Origin of the sequence: Flavobacterium muglaense, assembly GCF_014305155.1 — a bacterium.
GTDB lineage: Bacteria > Bacteroidota > Bacteroidia > Flavobacteriales > Flavobacteriaceae > Flavobacterium > Flavobacterium muglaense.
The window spans coordinates 85,941-105,671 of the sequence record NZ_JACRUK010000006.1; the positions used below are offsets into that span (position 1 = coordinate 85,941).

Annotated in this window: 14 protein-coding genes and 2 tRNA genes; 9 read left to right on the top strand and 7 right to left on the bottom strand. The window is 35.8% G+C overall.

The annotated features are described in order from the left end of the window. Window positions 1-208: 208 nt before the first annotated feature. From clpP to serB, 3 genes are all read left to right on the top strand, one after another. Window positions 209-883, top strand: coding sequence for an ATP-dependent Clp endopeptidase proteolytic subunit ClpP (clpP, locus tag H8R24_RS04635; RefSeq protein WP_026707631.1), 675 nt, complete (start codon window positions 209-211; stop codon window positions 881-883). Window positions 884-971: 88 nt separating this feature from the next. After that, a complete protein-coding gene (clpX, locus tag H8R24_RS04640) occupies window positions 972-2,204 on the top strand; it encodes an ATP-dependent Clp protease ATP-binding subunit ClpX (protein WP_187017393.1) in 1,233 nt (410 codons plus the stop codon). A 164-nt stretch (window positions 2,205-2,368) separates the two neighbouring features. After that, window positions 2,369-3,601 carry a phosphoserine phosphatase SerB gene (gene serB / locus H8R24_RS04645; protein WP_187017394.1) on the top strand — a complete coding sequence of 411 codons (1,233 nt, stop codon included), beginning with the start codon at window positions 2,369-2,371 and terminating at the stop codon, window positions 3,599-3,601. A gap of 188 nt (window positions 3,602-3,789) precedes the next feature. On the opposite strand, the gene H8R24_RS04650 is transcribed toward serB, so the two are convergent. Continuing rightward, window positions 3,790-5,316 carry a GH3 auxin-responsive promoter family protein gene (locus H8R24_RS04650; protein ID WP_187017395.1) on the bottom strand — a complete coding sequence of 509 codons (1,527 nt, stop codon included), beginning with the start codon at window positions 5,314-5,316 and terminating at the stop codon, window positions 3,790-3,792. 96 nt (window positions 5,317-5,412) lie between these two features. Here H8R24_RS04650 and H8R24_RS04655 point away from each other — a divergent pair, with 96 nt between their 5' ends. Further along, the gene (locus tag H8R24_RS04655) at window positions 5,413-6,207 is read left to right on the top strand and encodes a DUF2797 domain-containing protein (RefSeq protein ID WP_187017396.1); all 795 of its coding nucleotides are present in this window, start codon (window positions 5,413-5,415) and stop codon (window positions 6,205-6,207) included. Between the two features lie 86 nt (window positions 6,208-6,293). On the opposite strand, the gene H8R24_RS04660 is transcribed toward H8R24_RS04655, so the two are convergent. Then, the gene (locus tag H8R24_RS04660) at window positions 6,294-8,927 is read right to left on the bottom strand and encodes an AsmA family protein (protein WP_187017397.1); all 2,634 of its coding nucleotides are present in this window, start codon (window positions 8,925-8,927) and stop codon (window positions 6,294-6,296) included. A 194-nt stretch (window positions 8,928-9,121) separates the two neighbouring features. Further along, complete coding sequence (sppA, locus tag H8R24_RS04665) at window positions 9,122-10,882, bottom strand: signal peptide peptidase SppA (RefSeq protein WP_187017398.1); 1,761 nt, start codon at window positions 10,880-10,882, stop codon at window positions 9,122-9,124. A gap of 137 nt (window positions 10,883-11,019) precedes the next feature. Here sppA and folK point away from each other — a divergent pair, with 137 nt between their 5' ends. Further along, the gene (gene folK / locus H8R24_RS04670) at window positions 11,020-12,156 is read left to right on the top strand and encodes a 2-amino-4-hydroxy-6-hydroxymethyldihydropteridine diphosphokinase (protein WP_187017399.1); all 1,137 of its coding nucleotides are present in this window, start codon (window positions 11,020-11,022) and stop codon (window positions 12,154-12,156) included. A gap of 1 nt (window position 12,157) precedes the next feature. Here the strand turns inward: folK and H8R24_RS04675 are convergent, their stop codons facing one another. From H8R24_RS04675 to H8R24_RS04685, 3 genes are all read right to left on the bottom strand, one after another. Further along, window positions 12,158-14,551 carry an Ig-like domain-containing protein gene (locus H8R24_RS04675; RefSeq protein WP_187017400.1) on the bottom strand — a complete coding sequence of 798 codons (2,394 nt, stop codon included), beginning with the start codon at window positions 14,549-14,551 and terminating at the stop codon, window positions 12,158-12,160. A 23-nt stretch (window positions 14,552-14,574) separates the two neighbouring features. Continuing rightward, window positions 14,575-15,114, bottom strand: coding sequence for an RNA methyltransferase (locus H8R24_RS04680; protein WP_187017401.1), 540 nt, complete (start codon window positions 15,112-15,114; stop codon window positions 14,575-14,577). 67 nt (window positions 15,115-15,181) lie between these two features. Continuing rightward, window positions 15,182-15,625, bottom strand: a complete 444-nt coding sequence (locus H8R24_RS04685) for a DUF1573 domain-containing protein (RefSeq protein ID WP_187017402.1) — start codon at window positions 15,623-15,625, stop codon at window positions 15,182-15,184. Between the two features lie 164 nt (window positions 15,626-15,789). Here H8R24_RS04685 and mutS point away from each other — a divergent pair, with 164 nt between their 5' ends. The 4 genes from mutS (at window position 15,790) to H8R24_RS04705 (ending at window position 19,212) form a co-directional block, all read left to right on the top strand. Next, a complete protein-coding gene (mutS, locus tag H8R24_RS04690; RefSeq protein ID WP_187017403.1) occupies window positions 15,790-18,396 on the top strand; it encodes a DNA mismatch repair protein MutS in 2,607 nt (868 codons plus the stop codon). Between the two features lie 154 nt (window positions 18,397-18,550). Beyond that, window positions 18,551-18,623, top strand: a tRNA-Gly gene (locus H8R24_RS04695). Between the two features lie 72 nt (window positions 18,624-18,695). After that, window positions 18,696-18,781: transfer RNA gene (locus H8R24_RS04700), tRNA-Leu, on the top strand. An 83-nt stretch (window positions 18,782-18,864) separates the two neighbouring features. Continuing rightward, entirely contained in the window at window positions 18,865-19,212 is a 348-nt protein-coding gene (locus tag H8R24_RS04705; RefSeq protein WP_187017404.1) for a DUF1508 domain-containing protein, read from the top strand. A gap of 150 nt (window positions 19,213-19,362) precedes the next feature. Here H8R24_RS04705 and H8R24_RS04710 read toward each other — a convergent pair whose 3' ends face one another. Further along, on the bottom strand, window positions 19,363-19,566 hold the full coding sequence (locus tag H8R24_RS04710; RefSeq protein WP_187017405.1) for a PG1828 family lipoprotein: 204 nt from the start codon (window positions 19,564-19,566) through the stop codon (window positions 19,363-19,365). Window positions 19,567-19,731: the final 165 nt, after the last annotated feature.

The following is a 19,731-nucleotide window of genomic DNA, read 5'->3' on the forward strand; positions in this document are numbered from 1 at the left end:
TGATTGTAAAGTCTTAAGTTAAATGCCCTAAAAGTGCAGAGATTATCAAAATTTTATGATTTGATTACAGATGGTAAACAATAAAAAATAGTTATATTTGAGCGTCAGAAATTTATTTTTGGCGCTCTTTATTTTTAAATGTTTAAGGTTTAAAGTTCCAAGTGGAGCGCCCTTAAACTTTAAACTTTAAACCTTAAACTAAAAAAGAATGAACTACGGTAAAGAATTTAAAAAATTTGCTACAAAGCACCAAGGAGTAAATGCCATGTATTACGATAAAATCGTTGCGGCAATGAACCCTACAAATATGACTCCTTATATTATTGAAGAACGCCAGTTGAACATCTCTCAATTAGACGTTTTCTCTAGATTAATGATGGATAGAATTATCTTTCTAGGAACAGGTATTGATGACCAAATTGCTAACATTGTACAAGCGCAATTATTATTCTTAGAAAGCGCAGATGCTTCAAAGGATATTCAAATTTACTTGAACTCTCCAGGAGGAAGTGTTTATGCAGGTTTAGGAATTTATGACACCATGCAATACATCAAGCCTGATGTGGCTACAATTTGTACAGGTATGGCGGCTTCTATGGGAGCAGTATTGTTGTGTGCAGGTGCCGAAGGGAAACGTTCAGCATTGCCACATTCAAGAGTAATGATTCACCAACCATCAGGAGGAGCACAAGGTGTGGCTACTGATATGGAAATCAACTTGAGAGAAATGTTGAAATTAAAAGATGAATTATACAACATCATCTCGCACCACTCCGGACAAACCTTTGATAAAGTACATGCTGATAGTGAGCGTGATTACTGGATGAAAGCGGATGAGGCTAAAGAATACGGAATGATTGATGAGGTTTTAAGAAGAGGATAAAAAAAATAGTTACAAGTTTAAGTTTTAAAGTTTAAGGTTGCTGCGGTAACTTTGAACTTTAAACATTTTAAACTTTAAACAAAAAAAGATGGCTAAAGAAAAATTAGAATGTTCGTTTTGTGGAAGGAAAAAGCCAGAAACCCAATTATTAATTGCTGGAATTGATGCACATATTTGTGATAAATGTATCGAGCAAGCACACGGAATTGTTTTAGAAGAATTAAAATCATCTGGAGGCACCAATCTAGTAGGTGATTTGATTTTGAAAAAGCCGAAAGAAATTAGAGCTTTTCTAGATCAGTACGTTATAGGACAAGATCAAACTAAAAAAGTAATGTCGGTTGCGGTTTACAATCACTACAAACGTTTAATGCAACAGCAACAAGACGATGAGGTAGAGATTGAAAAAAGTAATATCATCATGGTAGGGCAAACAGGAACAGGTAAAACATTAGTAGCTAAGACCATTGCTAAAATGTTAGACGTGCCTCTTGCTATTGTTGATGCTACCGTATTGACAGAAGCAGGTTATGTAGGTGAGGATGTTGAGAGTATCTTAACGCGTTTATTACAAGCTGCTGATTATGATGTTACCAAAGCCGAACGCGGAATCGTATTCATTGATGAAATAGATAAAATTGCTCGTAAGAGTGATAATCCATCGATCACGCGTGACGTATCAGGTGAAGGAGTACAACAAGCATTATTGAAACTATTAGAAGGAACAGTTGTAAACGTACCACCAAAAGGAGGACGCAAGCACCCAGACCAAAAATTTGTTGAGGTAAATACACAAAATATTTTGTTTATTGCTGGTGGTGCTTTTGACGGAATCGAAAGAATTATTTCAAAACGATTGAACCGTCAAGCAGTAGGATATTCGACTTCAAAAAATGAAGACAATATTGACAAAGAGAACTTGTTGCAATATATCATCCCTAAGGATATTAAGGATTTTGGGTTGATTCCAGAGATCATTGGACGTTTGCCAGTATTGACACATATGGATCCGTTAGATAGAGCAACATTGCGTTCTATTTTAACTGAGCCTAAAAATGCGTTAATCAAGCAATATCAAAAATTATTCTTGATGGATGAAGTGGAGTTTTCAATTACTGATGAAGCACTTGACTTTATTGTTGATAAAGCATTAGAGTACAAGTTAGGTGCTCGTGGATTACGTTCTTTATGCGAAGCGATCTTAACAGATGCAATGTATGAATTGCCAAGTTCAGATGATAAAACACTAGAGATCGATAGAGAATATGCTCAAGAAACCTTGAATAAAAATTTATTGAAACGATTGGAAATTGCTTCGTAAGGATTGCATTTTTCTCAAAAATAAGAACCTGTTCATTGATTTGAGCGGGTTTTTTTATGGCTATTTTACACTATTTGTTATTGTTTGAAAAAACAAACAATATTCTTTTATATCAACATTAGATTGCCGATTTTTGTTTGCGTAAATCAATATTTTAAGCAAAAATGGTCATAGAAGATAAAGAAATTATTTTATTAAAAGTTTCTGGTCAGGATAAGCCTGGAGTAACAGCAGGTTTAACATCTATATTAGCAATGTATGATGCTACGATTCTAGATATTGGACAAGCAGATATTCATGATACCCTTTCTTTAGGGATTTTATTCGAAATACAATCAGGTTCTTCTTCGGGACCTGTATTAAAAGATTTGTTATTCAAAGCCTATGAACTCGGAATAAAAGTCAAATTTATCCCTATTTCTATTGCTGATTATGAAATTTGGGTAAAAGCACAGCGCAAGCAACGTTATATTATCAATATTCTTGGCGAAAAGTTAACTGCCGTTCAAATTGCCGCAGTGACAAAAATCATGTCAGATCAAAATTTGAATATTGAAGCTATTAAGCGATTAACGGGTAGGGTTTCAGTAGTCGAAAAGGATGAGTTTCCGCGTTCTTGTGTGCAATTATCAGTGTCGGGTAATGTAGTGGATAAAGTTTCGATGACCGCTAGTTTTATGGAAATTTCCAGAACCTTAGATGTTGATATTTCTTTTCAAGAAGATAATATGTATCGAAGAAACCGACGATTGGTGTGCTTTGATATGGATTCTACTCTAATTCAAACAGAAGTAATTGATGAACTTGCTGATCTTGCAGGTGTAGGAGAGCAGGTGAGAGCCATCACCGAATCAGCAATGAACGGTGAAATTGATTTTAGCGAAAGCTTCAAGCAGCGTATGGCTTTGCTTGAAGGTTTAAGCGAAGAAGTGTTACAAAAGGTAGCGGTAAATTTACCAATTACACAAGGAGCGCATCGCTTGATGAAAGCGTTGAAATATTATGGATATAAAACGGCTATTTTGTCGGGAGGATTTACCTATTTTGGTAAGTATTTGCAAAAAGAATTAGGGATTGATTACGTTCATGCCAATGAATTAGAAATTATAGACGGAAAACTAACGGGGAAATATTTAGGCGAAATTGTAGACGGTGCTAAAAAAGCCGAATACCTTCAAGCTATCGCCGATAAAGAAGGAATACACATCAACCAAACCATTGCAGTGGGAGATGGAGCCAATGATTTACCTATGTTAAATTTAGCCGGTTTAGGCATCGCTTTTCACGCTAAACCTACAGTAAAAGAAAGTGCTTCTAGTTCGATCTCAAGTTTAGGCTTGGATGGTGTTTTGTATCTTTTAGGATACCATGACAGGCATATTGATATGATGGAATAAGTTTATATTTAAAACCGCTTAAAGCCTTAATTCGTATTGAATTAAGGCTTTTTTAGTAATAGATTATTCGGCATTGCAAACCCGTTTAGGTTCATTTCAGCCACTTTCTGTGGTTCTTGTTTTGGGATGTTTGTCGATGAATTTGGCATTCACGGGATGGTGAATTTTAACAGTATTGAAAAAACAATTTAAAAGCTTACAATAAGTTGCATGCTTTTTAACTGTTCTAGATAATCTCTATGATTAGATAGTCTAGGTATCTTGTGTTGGCCACCTAGTTTGTCTCGCTCTTTTAGCCAGTCGTAAAATAAATTGGGACGTGCAATATTAATCACAAGCGGATTTAGTGTCATATTATTTCGGCGTTTTGCTTCGTAATCAGAGTTTACTGCTTGTAGCGTCTCATCAAGCACTTTATGGAATAGCTCCATATTGTCAGGTTTTTTCTTGAATTCAATCATCCATTCATGCGCTCCTTTTTCTTTGTCTACCATAAAAATAGGGGCAACCGTATAATCAACGACTTGCGATTGGGTGATGGAGCAGGCTTTAGCAATGGCTTGATCAGCGTTTTCGACCATTAATTCTTCTCCAAAAACATTGATGTGATGTTTGGTGCGACCTGTTACTCGAATGCGAAACGGGCTCAATGAAGTAAAACGAACGGTGTCACCGATTAAGTAGCGCCATAAACCGGAATTGGTGGTGATGACGATAGCATAATTTTTAAATAATTCAACATCAGCTAATCGGATGGTTTTTTGATTTGGTGTCCCAAAAGTGTCCATCGGAATAAATTCATAAAATATTCCGTAATCCAACATCAACAATAAATCACTAGAATTGTTTAAGTCTTGGATCGCAAAAAAGCCTTCGGAGGCATTGTATATTTCGTAATATTTAAAATCTTTTTTAGGTAATATTTTTTGGTATTGCTCTCGGTACGGATCAAAGTTGACACCACCGTGAAAATAGACTTCTAGATTAGGCCAGATATCCAGTAAGCTCTCTTTGCCAGATTCGGCTAGCATTTTGTTTAATAACACCAACATCCATGAAGGGACACCTGCTAAACTAGTAACATTTTCTCTTTTAGTTTCGTTAATGATTGCATCCATTTTGGTCTCCCAGTTGCTCATTAACGATGTTTTATTGCTTGGGGTACTACTAAACTCGGCCCATATAGGCATGTTTTCGATTAGAATAGCCGATAAATCACCAAAAAAGCTATTGTTGTTCTCGTGAATTTGAGAGCTTCCGCCAAGGCGAAGACTTTTACCAACAAATAATTCGGAGTTTTCGTTATTACTCAAATACAAACACAATAAATCCTTACTTCCTTTATAGTGACAATCCTCAAGGGCTTCGTTGCTTACGGGAATAAATTTACTTTTGGCATTGGTAGTTCCGCTTGATTTAGCAAACCATTTAATAGGTGTGTCCCAAAAAACATTTTGTTCACCATTACGAGTTCGTTCAATCATGGGATGAATGTCCTCATAAGAAGTTACGGGAACTCTGGCGCTAAAAGTTTCGTATGAATTAATGGAGGCAAAATTATATTCCTTACCCAAAACTGTGTTTTTTGATGACTGGATTAACAGCATCAACAGTTCTTCCTGTACCTCATTGGGGTATTTCAGGAAAAGTTCTATTTGATGGATTCGTTGTTTTAAAACCCAAGACGCAAAAGAATTGATGATGGTAAGTGGCATTTTTTAAATTTGGCGTTATGAATTTTGCATTATGAATGATAACTTTACCAAAAATAACAATTTTTGTTAAACATCAAACTTTAAAGCGTAAACTAAATGCAATACGAAGGCGTACTTACTAAAATGCAAACCGAATTTGGAGACCCAATACAATATTATCTGGTTTTTGAAGACAGTTTTTTAAATGTAAATCAGTTGCTTGATAAAACAATGGTAATTGATTTTCTAGGGTTTCAGTGTTTGAATTGTGGTAAAAAGAAAAAGATTTTCAGACAAGGATTTTGTTATGATTGCTTTTATTCTAGCGCATCTGTAGGAGATTGGATTATGAAACCCGAATTAAGTACCGCTCATTTAGATATTGAAGATCGCGATTTGGTGTATGAAAAAAAGGTACAATTGCAACCCCATATTGTCTATTTAGCATTGTCAAGTGAGGTAAAAGTAGGAGTGACCCGCGGGACACAAATGCCTACTCGATGGATTGATCAAGGGGCAATCGAAGCCATTTCTATTGTTGAAGTTCCCAATAGATACTTAGCAGGAATTACTGAGGTAGCGTTGAAGAATCATTATGCTGATAAAACCAATTGGCGTAAAATGTTGACTAATTCAGTAGAACATGTTGACCTAATAGCCGAACGATTAAAACTGGAAAACCTCATTCCGGATGAGGCAAAAGAGTATTTCTATTTGGATAAAAATGATTTGTACACCATGCATTATCCAGTTCTGGAATATCCAACCAAAGTAAAAAGTTTGAGTTTAGATAAAACACCTAGTTTTCAAGGAAAATTAAAAGGGATTAAAGGACAGTACTTAATGTTTGAAGATGGAACGGTATTTAATGTGCGTAGTTCAGAGGGCTATGTAGTCCGAATTTCGATCTAAGCTTGGATTTTTTTTGAACTGTTGATTAAAATAAAAAAGGGAATCTCGATTTGAGATTCCCTTTTTCTATGAAATTGAAACAGCGGTTAATTCACCTTAGTTGTATCTGTTGCTTTTTTCTTTTTGTTAAAAAAACCATTCAAAAGTTCCGTGGCTTTTGTTTTAACTTCTTCTTTTGCTTTTGTTTGTACAGCTGCTTTTACTTCCTCTTTGGTTGTTGGAATAACTGTTTTGGTGGTGTCGCCCGCTTTTTTGTTTTTATTAATTAAATCGGTTAAAGCCGAAGTTCCTTTTTTTACCAATTGCTCTTTTTGTTGTTGTATCAATTGATTGGTCAAATTAGTCACAGCAGTTTTGATATCTGTCGAAATTTTTGGAGTCGAAAAATTCCCTGTCAAAATTGCATTGATCGGAATGTTTTCCAGTTTTGCAGCATCGGCAGGTGTTAATTTTGCAATAAGCGCATTGGCTTCGCTTCCTAAATATTTAGCAGGGACATCAAATTTTAAAGTGTAGTTCATGTTTTGGTCAAAACCGTGGCTACCACCTACCGTGGCTTTGATGTCTTTGTATTTAATGTCAAATGGTTTTACATTTACTTTTCCGTTTTCAAAAGTGATGGCTGCTTTGATGTCATTCAAGTTTATTTTACTGACATCGATAAATTTGATATTCGATCCTAGAGCGGTTAATAAGGTCGAATTGCTTGAGTTTACTGTTGTAGATAGTAATTGCCCTAGTAAATCTCCAGATAATGTCTTTAAGTCTGGACTCATGTCATCGGTTAAATTTCCGTTTAACTTGATAGTTGAATTCAGTTTTCCATTAATGATTCCTGCAATAGGCGCAATTTTTTTCAACATGTCTAACTGTGTGAATGATTGTGCGATATCTACTTGGTTTAAACCTAGGTTCATATCAAAGGTAGGTGTTTTTCCTTTTGTGGAAACGGCACCATTTAAACCAATTGTTCCGCCAAAAATCGAAGTTTTGATGTTTTCCATCGTCATTTTTTCGTCTTTTATGATCAATTTTCCAGAAGCATCTTTTAGGACAAGATTATCATACAAGATCGTATTGGCTTTTGCGGTAAGCGAGCAATTTAAAAAGGCAGGGATTTTCATGGCTTCTGTTTTTGCAGTTTCAGCCTTTCCTTTGTCTTCAGTAGTTATGAAATCACTAACGGCCAGTTGATTCGAATTTAGATTAAAGTTTCCTTTTAATTCTTGATTTCTAAAAATGAAACCATAGAAATTCTCTAGAATTCCTGTAATCGCAAGATCTGTTTTTCCAGTTGTAGCGTTGAATTGTTTTAGGTTCACTTGGCTAGGGTTAAATTGCACTAAGGCCGTGCTAATGTTCATTGTTTTACCGTTTTCATCAGCATATTTAAAACCAGATAAACTCATGGTTCCTGCGTTATTAATGTTTTGGTATTGACTTTTCTCTACAGATTGCATGTCAAATTTGGTGGTCACATCGGCTTTTAGAATTCCGGTTAAAGGCTTGTCTAGCTTGATAGGGTAGGCTTGCGACAAATTGGCTAGGTTGATAGTTCCTTTTAAGGCAGCATCAACGATGGCGTTTTGAGTTACGTTTTTAATATTTGCATTAGCGTTAAAAACATCCTGATCAATTTTGAATGAAAGTTTGTCTAAATTGACATAAGTATCATTTAGAATTCCAGTTTCGTTGATGATTTTAGTATCAATTACAATATTTTGTACTGATTTGGGTAAATTCGGATATTTAAAAGAAGCGTTGTTCGAAGCAATTTCGATATTGAATTTTGGTACCGTTGTCTCCGAGTATAATCCTTTTGCAAAACCTACAACGGTAAAATCACCAGTTGTTTTTACATTGTCAAGGCTGGCAGCATAAGCGGCAGGAATAATTCCTAAGAAATTTTTAAATGACGAAGTTGGTGTTTTAAATTTTAGGTCATATTCTTGACCCGCATCTACAAGCTGAATAAATCCGTCAAATTCTAAAGGCAATTGGTTAATAAGTGCTTTGTTTTCTTTAAAAGTATATTTGCTTTTTTCTAAGTCAATGCCTAGAACAGCATCTAATGTCAAAGGCACTTTATTCATATAGTTTACCTTGTCCATGTTTAATGATACCTTTGCAGTAGATTTAGTCACCAAATCTAATTTTTGAGCAGCAAAATCACCTGTTCCTTCATGATTTAAACTGTCAATCACCATTTTTATTTTGGATGACTCGTCAAAATATTTAAATCGAAAGTTTTCAATTTTATAATTTTGAATATTTAAAGCCAGTGGTTTACTTTCTGTTGCAGTTTTGGTATTGTCTTTTAATGCAATATCATAATTGGCAATTCCGTCTTTGTTGAACGTAATATTTATAACACCATTTTTGGATGTTATTCCTTGAATTTCCATGGTTTCATCTTTCCCTTTAAAAAGTTCTTTGATAGACATTTTTAAATTCAGTTCTCCCAATGATATCAGTGTGTCTCCTGCAAAGGGAGCTTTGTTGATAATCACTAGTTGATCAACCGTAACGTTTGCGTTTGGGAAGTTTTTAAACAAACTCAAATCGGCGTCGGTGAAAGTAACAGTAGCGTCTACTTTTTCATTAATGGCATCCTTAATTTTTGCTTTTATTTGATCCTTGAAAAAATAAGGAATGGCAAACAAAGATCCTATTACTAATAAAACGAGAACTCCTGTGATTTTTACTATTTTCTTTAACATATGGTTTTGCTGTTTTTTAATTGAATACTACAAAAACGTTGCCGTAATCTATTACAAAAATAGTGTTTTATAGAATAGTCCCTTTCTAAAGTTTTCTTAAATAATTGAATTCGCCAGTTTCTAAAAGGTTTAAAACCCTGGTATGTATCTGTTTAAAAAAAAAATCCGTTTGAAAGTTCAAACGGATTGTGGTGTTATTTGATGTTTATTGCAAATGGCATCATGGCTTGAACGCCTTTTTGTTCTTGAAACTTTTTTACTTGCTGCATTAAAAGGTAGTTTTGTTCGCCTATTTCCTCTTTTATGAAGTTGGCTTTTGATTGTGCAAATGGCAATCCTGCTAGTAATTCATTAAACTCTTTCTTGTATTCAGGATAATTTTGAGTACTGTAGCTTTTAGTTTTACTCAATTGAGCTGCTGCTGCAATAGCGTCATTTAGTCCACCTATTTTATCTACTAATCCTATTTTTATAGCCTCAGATCCTGTCCAAACTCTCCCTTGTGCAATGGCGTCTACTTGTTCATAGGTCATTTTTCGCCCCTCTGCTACATGTGTAACAAAGGTGTTGTAAACATGCTCAACGCCTTCGAGTGTCACTGCTTTGAAGTTCTCGTCGATAGGTACAAACGGACTGTATCTTGACGCATTAGCATGTGTGCGTACTTGATCTACGTTGATTCCCATTTTCTTTGTCAGCTGACTAAAATTAGGTAAAATTCCAAATACACCAATTGATCCTGTAATAGTATTGTTTTCGGCAAAAATAGTATTGGCATTACAAGCAATGTAATAACCGCCAGAAGCGGCATAATTACCCATAGAAACCACTACAGGTTTTACTTTTTTGGTCAGTTCGATTTCTCTCCAAATCAGGTCAGATGTCAATGCGCTTCCTCCTGGGCTGTCAATACGCAGTACAATTGCTTTTACGTTTTTATCTTTTCGAGCTTCTTGCAAAGAGCGACGCATAGATCTTTCACCGATGGTATTTACATCACCTTCACCACTTTGAATTTCGCCTTGAGCGTAAACAATAGCAATTTTGTTTGTAGTATCTGTGGTAATAGAGGTGGTATTGTTGTTTTTAGTATAATCTAGGATGCTAATTTTGTCATAGTCTTCATCGTTCTTTACTTTCAAGGCTTTTCTAATGGCGTCATGATACACATCTTCATAAGCAACAATGTCGACTAGTTTTTGTGCTTTGGCCATTTCAGGAGTTCGAGCAAGTAAGCCATTTGCAATTTCATTTAGTTTTGCAACGGGTATTTTACGACTCGTAGAAATCTCTGTCACTATAGAGTTCCAAACAGCGTTTAGCAAAGCTGTTGTTTGTTCCTTATTGGCATCACTCATTTGGTTTTCTAGAAAAGGCTCTACTGCACTTTTGTATTTTCCGTGACGTATCACTTCCATTTTTACCCCTGTTTTTTCTTGAAAATCTTTAAAAAACATCACTTCGGCTGCTAATCCTTTAAAGTCCATTTCGCCCGCAGGGTTCAAGTATATTGTATTGGCAACAGAGTTGAGGTAATATTCTTTTTGCGAAAAAGCATTGGCGTAAGCCATAACAAATTTGCCCGACTTTTTGAAGCTTTCTAACTCGTCTCTTAGCTCTTTTGCTTGTGCCATTCCTAGAGTAGATTGATCATTTAAAATCGAGATTCCTTTTATATTATCATCGGTTTTTGCGGCTTCAATAGCGCGGATCACATCGGTTAAACCAATGCTTTTCTTATCCGAAAAAATGGTAATCCATGGATCTTCGTATTTTCCGGCATAATCGTATTCGATATTTTTTAGATCCAATTCTATAACTGAATTTGTTTTTACAACAACAGCGTCAGATTCGCCACCAAAGAGGGCAGCTATTAGGATTACTCCAAAGAAAAATAACATAAAGAAGACAAACAAACCTACAATGGTTGCTAATACATTTCCTAAAAACTTCATAATTATAATTTTATTAATAAGTCGCAACTGATTGCGAAATGTTACAACTACTAAGGCTAGAATACCAAATTTAGTTACTAACAGTTTGCGCAAATATAGTTCTATTCTAAAATTGTTTTAGTTAATTTGTGCTTAATATGAAATCACAACATCAGGTCGTTTTATCCCTAGGCAGTAATCAAGGCAATCGTCTTGAAAACATCAAAGCGTGTTTAGCGTTAATACATCAAGAAATAGGTACAGTTATAAAAGTCTCAAAAGTATACGAAACGCCATCTTGGGGTTTTGAAAGTGATGCTTTTTATAATTGTGCCTTGATTTTGCATACGCTCAATTCGGCCACTAAAGTACTAAGTCAGGCTTTGAAAATCGAAAAAAAACTTGGCAGAATTCGTACTGATGAAAAAGGCTATCAGTCTCGTGTTATTGATGTTGACTTGATTGCTTTTGATGATGAAGTAATTGCTACTGAAAAACTTAAAATTCCGCATCCATTAATGCAAAATAGGAAGTTTGTCTTGTTGCCTGTTCAAGATTTAGGTTTGAACTGGGAGCATCCTGTTTTCAAGAAATCAGTTGCACAGTTAATAGAGGAGTGTGTTGATGATAGTAATTGCGTTGCTGTTCACGAATTAGAAAATCCATTGGCAACAATATCTTTCGAACAGTTTAATTATGTGGCTTTCGAAGGAAATATTGGAGCTGGAAAAACGACTTTGGCAACTAAAATAGCCGAAGATTTTAATGCTAAAACGGTACTAGAGCGTTTTGCTGATAATCCTTTTTTACCTAAATTTTATAAGGATCAAAATAGGTATGCTTTTCCGCTTGAAATGTCGTTTCTAGCCGATAGGTATCAACAATTATCGGATGATTTAGCGCAATTTGATCTTTTTAAAGATTTTCTAGTAGCTGATTACCATATTTTTAAATCTTTGATTTTTGCAAAAATCACCCTTGCAGAAGATGAATACCGCTTGTATCGTAATTTATTTGATATCATTTATAAAGAAATGCCTAAGCCTGATCTTTATATTTATTTGTATCAAAATTCTGAACGACTATTGCAAAATATTAAAAAACGAGGACGAAGCTACGAGCAGGAAATACCAGCTGATTATTTGGATAAAATCAATAGCGGCTATTTGGATTACATAAAATCTCAAACCGATTTGAATGTTTTAATTATCGATGTATCTGATAAGGATTTTGTAAAAAACCATGAAGATTACCTTTATATACTAGAAGAAATCAGAAATAAAATTGACAAATAGCTTATCGCTTTAGCGAAAAATGTCCTTTCAATTCGGGTTTCGAGTCCTCTAGTTTTAAGCGGTACCAATAGTCATCAGAAGGTAGGTTTTTACCATTTAATTTCCCGTCCCAACTGAAGTTTAGGGTGTTCAATTCGATGATGAACTTCCCGTATCGGTCGTAAACTTGTGCTTTGGAATTGGGGTAATTAACCATTTCTGGAATTTTCCAAAAGTCATTATATCCATCATTGTTTGGCGTAAAAAACTTCGAAATGCTAAAGATGGTAAAATCTTGCATGATAAGATTACAGCCGTTGTTTTCTCTTACGAAAGCTGTATACTGGCCGCTAGGAAGATAGGAAAACTGGTTTAGTGATTGAAAATCGATTCCATTTACAGAATATTCATAATAACTTTGCGGATTATCTAGCGCAATTGTAATTGCATTTTCGTTAACTGTGATATTATTTATTATGGGTTTTGGGTGTTCTATTACCTTAATTTCTTTTTTAGAATCACAGGATGCAACGGCTGGTGCACCTATGGTAACGGTATAATTGCCTGTTGTGCTAGCGGTAATAGTTTGGGTGGTTTCACCTCCTGGTGCCCAAAGATAGGTTCTATTAGCAATCCCAGCATCAAGTATGATAGTTTCGCCTAGACACAGTACAACTTCTTCAGTAGTAGTAGTTATAGGGTAGGTGGTAGCTGTTACAGCTATTCTTGCGCTAGAGCAGTTGTTGACTGCGGCTTCGGCATAATAAGTGGTTGTTGCATTGATAGTAGGCGTCGTAAAAGTGTTTCCACTAAAAAGAGTAGTACCAGTTGTGCTGTCCTCGTACCAATTGATAGTTCCTGCTGAGGCTATGGCTGATAAGGTGACCGTACCTGAGTCGCATCTTGCTGCTGGAGTTGTTGCTGTAATTGTTGGGGCACTATTTACTGTGGCAGTAATTGCTGTTCGGGCGGCAGTGGTGCAACCATTGGCAGTGGCGTCAACAAAGTAGGTTGTTGTGCTGGAAATTATAGGTGTGGTGAAAGAAGTTCCAGTGGCCAAAGAAGTTCCTCCTGATGGGACATCATACCAATTGATACTGCCAGCTGATGCTACAGCGCCTAAAGTGGTGGTTCCTGAATCGCAAATTGCTCCTGGACTTGTAGCTGTAATGGTTGGTAAGGTATGTACAGTGGCAACTACTGCGGTTCTAGGTGTGCTAGGGCAATTGTTATTTGTAGCATCAACATAATAAGTGGTTGTCGTGTTAAGTATGGGTGTTGTAAATGAGCTGCCTGTAAATATAGGGGATGCGGCTGTGGTACTGTCGTACCAATATACAGCTCCGTTTGACGCAGTAGCTTGCAGGCTAACGTTTCCTGAATTACAGACAGATCCTGCTATTGTGCTTTCAATTCGAGGAATAGTAATTCGAGTACTAGTCGAAATTTGTAGTATTGGGTCTCCGGCCATTCCTCCGTATTCTACTATATATCCTTTGGGTTGGTAGTTTCCGCTGGCATCACCAGTTTCCTTTAAATCATTCCAAGCTCCTGTGATTCCAACACCTGGGGCTGTAATATGTGCGTAATCTTCATCTCCTGATTGATTGGGTTCATTGGTGTTCCAGTTAGCATAGTTGGGTGTAGATCCGTTTGCTAGTCCGTTCCAAAAAATAGTTCCGTTCCCGCCATTGGCTAAACCTTCAGGTCCTGTAACCCATTTCCACACGCCCTCCGTAGCAGCATCACTTCCGCCAATCCATCCAGCACCAGCTGCTTGTTCTCCTGATATTTTGGCTTCATCTGCAGATGTGATTGTAGCTAGATAGCCTTGTAATCCATAATAATTGCTTGCGGCTGCAGCATTTTTTGCATTGTTCCAGCCAATGCCAAGATTGGATACAAATTGATAGTAATGCCCATTGCTAGGTAAATAATTGGCTTGACCAATACTTATTGAAAAATCTCTAATGCCAGAGGGTGAACTGCTGGAGTTAGTAAACACCACATCTTTTATGGCGGCGATAAAGTCGGTATAAGGAATTGTTGTGCCTGGAGTAGGACTCGATAGTTTTAATTTTCCTTCGCTAGCGTTCCAACTCGCGCTTATAGTAGCATGCAGGGAAGGATTGGAGAGGGTAAGTTGATCTTGTCCGTTTAGGTAACCATTGGAAATTTGAATATAAATGGCATCCGTGTTTGTGTCGTCAGGGTCAGTTATGGATACTGTTGTAACTATTTTTAATGATGACTGTGGGCAGTAAACTTGATTGCCTGTTGCTGTTATTATTGGCGCAACGTTTGCAAAAAGGGGTTTGTTTTTTTCCGTTTTGGGGTTGGAGCTATTTGCAAAATTGTGATTTGAACTAAGAAATGCAAAAGCCAAAACTATTTTAAATAAATTATTTATCCCCATTCTGTAAATATATTAATTTATTCTTAGTTAGTTGGCCAATTTATTTTTTGAAATAGATCCCAAACTACAATTCCAGTGCTTACTGATATGTTCAAAGAATGTTTGGTTCCTAATTGCGGGATTTCAATACAGCCATCACATTGTGCAACTGCTTCTTGAGAGACTCCGTGTACTTCGTTTCCAAAAACCAAAGCATATTTTTGACCTTTTTCAATCGTGAAATCTTGTAAAAAAACAGCACTTTCTACTTGCTCGATTGCAAGCGTGGTAACGTTTTCTTTTTTCAAGTTTGCAATAACGTCCAAAACACTTTTATTGTGTTCCCAGTTTACAGTTTCGGTGGCACCTAGAGCAGTTTTGTGAATTTCTTTGTTGGGAGGTGTAGCGGTAATACCGCACAAATATATTTTTTCGATTAAAAAGGCGTCAGCAGTTCTAAATACAGAACCTATGTTGTGTAGACTTCGTACATCGTCAAGCACGATTATGATAGGAGTTTTGTCTGATTCTTTGAACGCTTCAATCGATTTTCGGTCTAATTCGCTGTTTTCTAGCTTTCTCATTTTGGTATTTTGTTGTAAAAAAAAAGCTTCCGCTGTTAAGGGAAGCTTTTTTTATAGTAATTAAAATTTAGCTTTTTGAAGCGTCATCTCCTAGTACATTACCTTTAATAGTAAGGATTTTAGTAGGTTGTCCTTCAGCATTTGAAGTAACAGTTACTGTTTTTGTAAAAGGACCTACTCTATCAGTAGCATATTTTACACCAATAATTCCTTTTGCTCCTGGAGCAATTGGTTCTTTTGGAGATGTAGGAACTGTGCAACCACAAGATCCTTGAGTGTTAGTAATGATTAATGGTTTGTTACCGTTGTTTGTAAATACAAACTCACGTTTTCCATCTGAGTTGTGAGCAACTGTTCCGTAGTCAATTGTTTCAGAAACGAAAACCATTCCTGCTCCATTTACTTTGGCAGCTTTAGCAACTTTTGATTTTATTTTTTTTGTAGTTTCTTGAGCGTTAGAAGTTGTTACTCCTAAAACAGCAAACATTGCAAGTAAAATTATTTTTTTCATCTTTATTCGTGGTTTAAAATTATTTAACAAAAATAAAGAAAAAATCATGCCAATGACTTAAAAAATACTTAAAAGTGCTTTAATTTTTTTTCAACTGTTTAGTTATTCGTTTTTAAATATTTAAATTCGCTGATATTTTTCTCATACATCAAAACTCAAATAATTTGGCAGCTAAAGATAAAGAAGTTAAGGAAACTCCCTTAATGAAGCAATATAATGATATCAAAAGGAAGTATCCAGATGCTTGTTTGTTATTTCGAGTAGGTGATTTCTATGAAACATTTGGAGACGATGCAGTGCGGGCGTCCAAGATTTTGGGTATTACGTTAACCAAACGAGGTGCGGGTTCCCCTACTGAGACTGCTCTGGCGGGTTTTCCACATCATTCTATAAATACTTATTTGCCTAAATTAGTAAAAGCAGGACTTCGCGTGGCTATTTGTGATCAACTCGAAGATCCAAAAATGACTAAGTCAATTGTGAAACGTGGAGTTACTGAGCTAGTGACGCCAGGAGTTTCAATGAATGACGAAGTATTGCAGTCAAAAACCAATAATTTTTTGGCATCTGTCTATTTTGCTAATAAATCAATTGGTATTTCTTTTTTAGATGTTTCAACGGGTGAGTTTTTAACAGCCCAAGGAAATGCGGAGTATATTGATAAGTTATTGCAAAACTTTAATCCTTCGGAGGTTTTAGTGCCCAAAAATAGTAAGGTGCAATTTCGAGATGCGTTTGGAGAAGATTTTCATAATTTCTATTTAGAAGACTGGATTTATAAGGAAGATTATGCAATAGAAACCTTGACCAAGCATTTTCAAACTGTTTCCTTAAAGGGATTTGGTATTGAGGATTTGAAAGAAGGAATCATAGCGTCAGGTGCTATTTTGTATTATTTGTCCGAGACGCAGCATAATAAAGTGCAACATATTACTGCGATTCAACGTATTGCTGAAGATGCTTATGTATGGATGGATCGATTTACGATTCGTAATTTAGAATTATACCACAGTTACAATCCCAATGCAGTAACGCTGCTTGATGTAATTGATAAAACGCTTTCGCCAATGGGAGGGCGTTTGTTAAAAAGATGGTTGGCATTGCCATTGAAAGATGCAAACAAAGTAAAGAACCGTCATCAGGTGGTTACTTATTTAAAAGAAAATCAAGAAGTTTTACAAAAAATACAATATCAAATCAAGCAAATATCCGATTTGGAGCGTTTGATTTCTAAAATTGCTGCTGGAAAAGTATCACCTCGCGAGGTGGTTTATTTAAAGGAATCTCTCGATGCAATATTGCCTATAAAAACGTTAGCGCTAGATAGTCCGCAGGAAGCAGTTAAGATTATTGGAGATAGTTTGCATAGTTGTGATTTATTGCGTGAAAAAATTAAAACCACCTTGAATCAAGATGCTCCTGTGGCTGTTGCGAAAGGGAATGCTATTGCAAAAGGAGTGAGTGAGGAACTAGATGATTTACGTGCCATATCTACTTCGGGTAAAGAGTTTTTAGAAGGTATTGAGGCCAGAGAATCAGAGCGAACAGGGATTTCGTCGTTAAAAATATCTTTTAATAATGTTTTTGGTTATTACATCGAAGTGCGCAATACCCATAAAGATAAAGTGCCGCCAGAATGGATCCGTAAGCAAACCTTAGTGAATGCAGAGCGCTATATCACAGAGGAATTGAAGGTTTATGAAACTAAAATCCTTGGTGCTGAGGAAAAAATTCAAAAAATAGAGTCCGAGTTGTTTGAGCAATTAGTGGCATGGATTACCACTTATATTAAGCCCGTACAGTTAAATGCTAATTTAGTAGCACAATTGGACTGTTTGTGTTCTTTTACGCAACTAGCAATTGAGAATAGTTATGTATGTCCAGAGCTGGATGATAGTTATGAATTGGACATTAAAAACGGAAGACATCCTGTTATTGAAAAGCAGCTTCCGGTGGGAACGCCTTATATTGCTAATGATGTTTTTCTAGATAGAGAAAAGCAGCAGTTAATCATGATTACTGGACCTAATATGTCGGGTAAGTCAGCTATTTTACGTCAAACGGCTTTAATTGTTCTGCTTGCGCAAATGGGAAGCTTTGTTCCTGCGGATAGTGTGAGAATGGGTGTGGTGGATAAGATTTTTACCAGAGTAGGTGCTTCGGATAATATCTCTATGGGCGAATCTACTTTTATGGTAGAGATGAATGAAACGGCCTCAATTTTGAATAATATATCAGATAGAAGTCTAGTGCTTCTAGATGAAATAGGACGGGGAACGAGCACGTATGATGGAATTTCAATAGCCTGGGCTATTGCTGAGTTTTTGCATGAGCATCCGTCTAAGCCTAAAACATTGTTTGCAACGCATTATCATGAGTTAAATGAAATGAGTGAGTCTTTAAGCCGAATTCAAAATTATAATGTGGCTGTAAAAGAGTTAAAAGATACGGTGCTTTTTATTCGAAAATTAGTAAAGGGAGGAAGTGCACACAGTTTTGGAATTCATGTGGCTAAGATGGCAGGAATGCCGCAAATTGTAATTTTGAAAGCACAAAAACTTTTGAAGAAATTGGAGAAAAATCATTCGAGTGATGCTTTAAATGGCATTAAGTCTGAAAAAGACGAACTGCAAATGAGTTTCTTTAATCTTGATGATCCATTGCTGGAAGAAATTAAAGAAGAAATATTGAATTTAGATATCAATACGGTAACTCCAGTTGAAGCATTAATGAAGCTAAATGAGATTAAAAGAATGTTAACTAGAAAATAATGTTATTTTTTTTCATTTTTAAAGAAAAGGATATCAGAAGGTTATAAAAACTGCTTGATTTTTTTTAAAAAAAGGCTTGTTTTATTCGATAAATGTCCTAAATTTGCCCACGCAATACAAAACAAGTATTGTTGTTCTTATTAAAAATGAAAATGCGAAAATAGCTCAGTTGGTAGAGCGCGACCTTGCCAAGGTCGAGGTCGCGGGTTCGAGCCCCGTTTTTCGCTCAATACCACATACTGCTGGAAAGATAATTGTATTTGATGTAAATCAAATATAACAATCAAAAAAGTATTAATGCTCGGATGGTGAAATTGGTAGACACGCTGGACTTAAAATCCAGTGAACAGCAATGTTCGTGCGGGTTCAAGTCCCGCTCTGAGTACTAAAGCCTCTTCTTTTGAAGAGGCTTTTTTTTTTTGTTATAATAAATAAACTATCTTAGTAAAAAATAGACTTGTATACAGTATGGCTTCTTTTGTAATTAGTAAAAGGTTTAGTGGGGATTATAAATTTGAATTTACTTCAAGAAAGGGGAAGACGATTTTCACGAGTAACTCTTATGAGTTGAGAATGGATTGTGAGGCAGATGCAGAGTATATAAGGTCTGTTTTTGATAGCTGCTCTTACGTCAAGTTTAAAACCACTAAAGGGAAGTTTTTCTTTCGGGTTGTGGTTGATGGAGTGGTGAAAGCGGTGAGTCGAAAATATACTACGGAGCTTATGGTTCAGAAAGGGATTGATGAGATTGTTAAGTATGGGGCGAGAGCTGAGATATTAGATTTTTCAAATAATAATTTTGTATTTGAAGATTAGCTTGTTCGTTTTGAATAAAAAAAAAGGAGTAGTTTGATTTGATCAAATTACTCCTTTTTTTATGAGGTTGTGCTTAGTTTTGGGGTTTTGTAAAAATAAAAAAGCCATCACGCTAGGCGGATGGCTTTTAATCTCTTAGAAAGCTTCTAATTAGTGAGCAGCTGGAGCTTCAGTAGCAGCAGCAGCAGAATCAACTACAACAGCAGCAGAATCAACAACAGCAGCAGCAGAATCAACTACAACAGCAGCAGAATCAACAACAGCAGCAGCGTCATCAGCGGCAGCGTCAGCTTTTTTACATGATACAACAGTCAATACAGCGATAGCAGCTAAACTTAAAAATACTTTTTTCATCTTAATTTAATATAAAGGTTAATTATTAATTCGACGCAAAGATATAAAATTTTTGATATGTAAATTATTTTTTCAATTTTTTTTTCAAAATTTTACATAATTTTTTTTGCAAATTGATTTTATGGGGTAGAAACGATACAGAAAATAAACAATAGCACCCTTGTT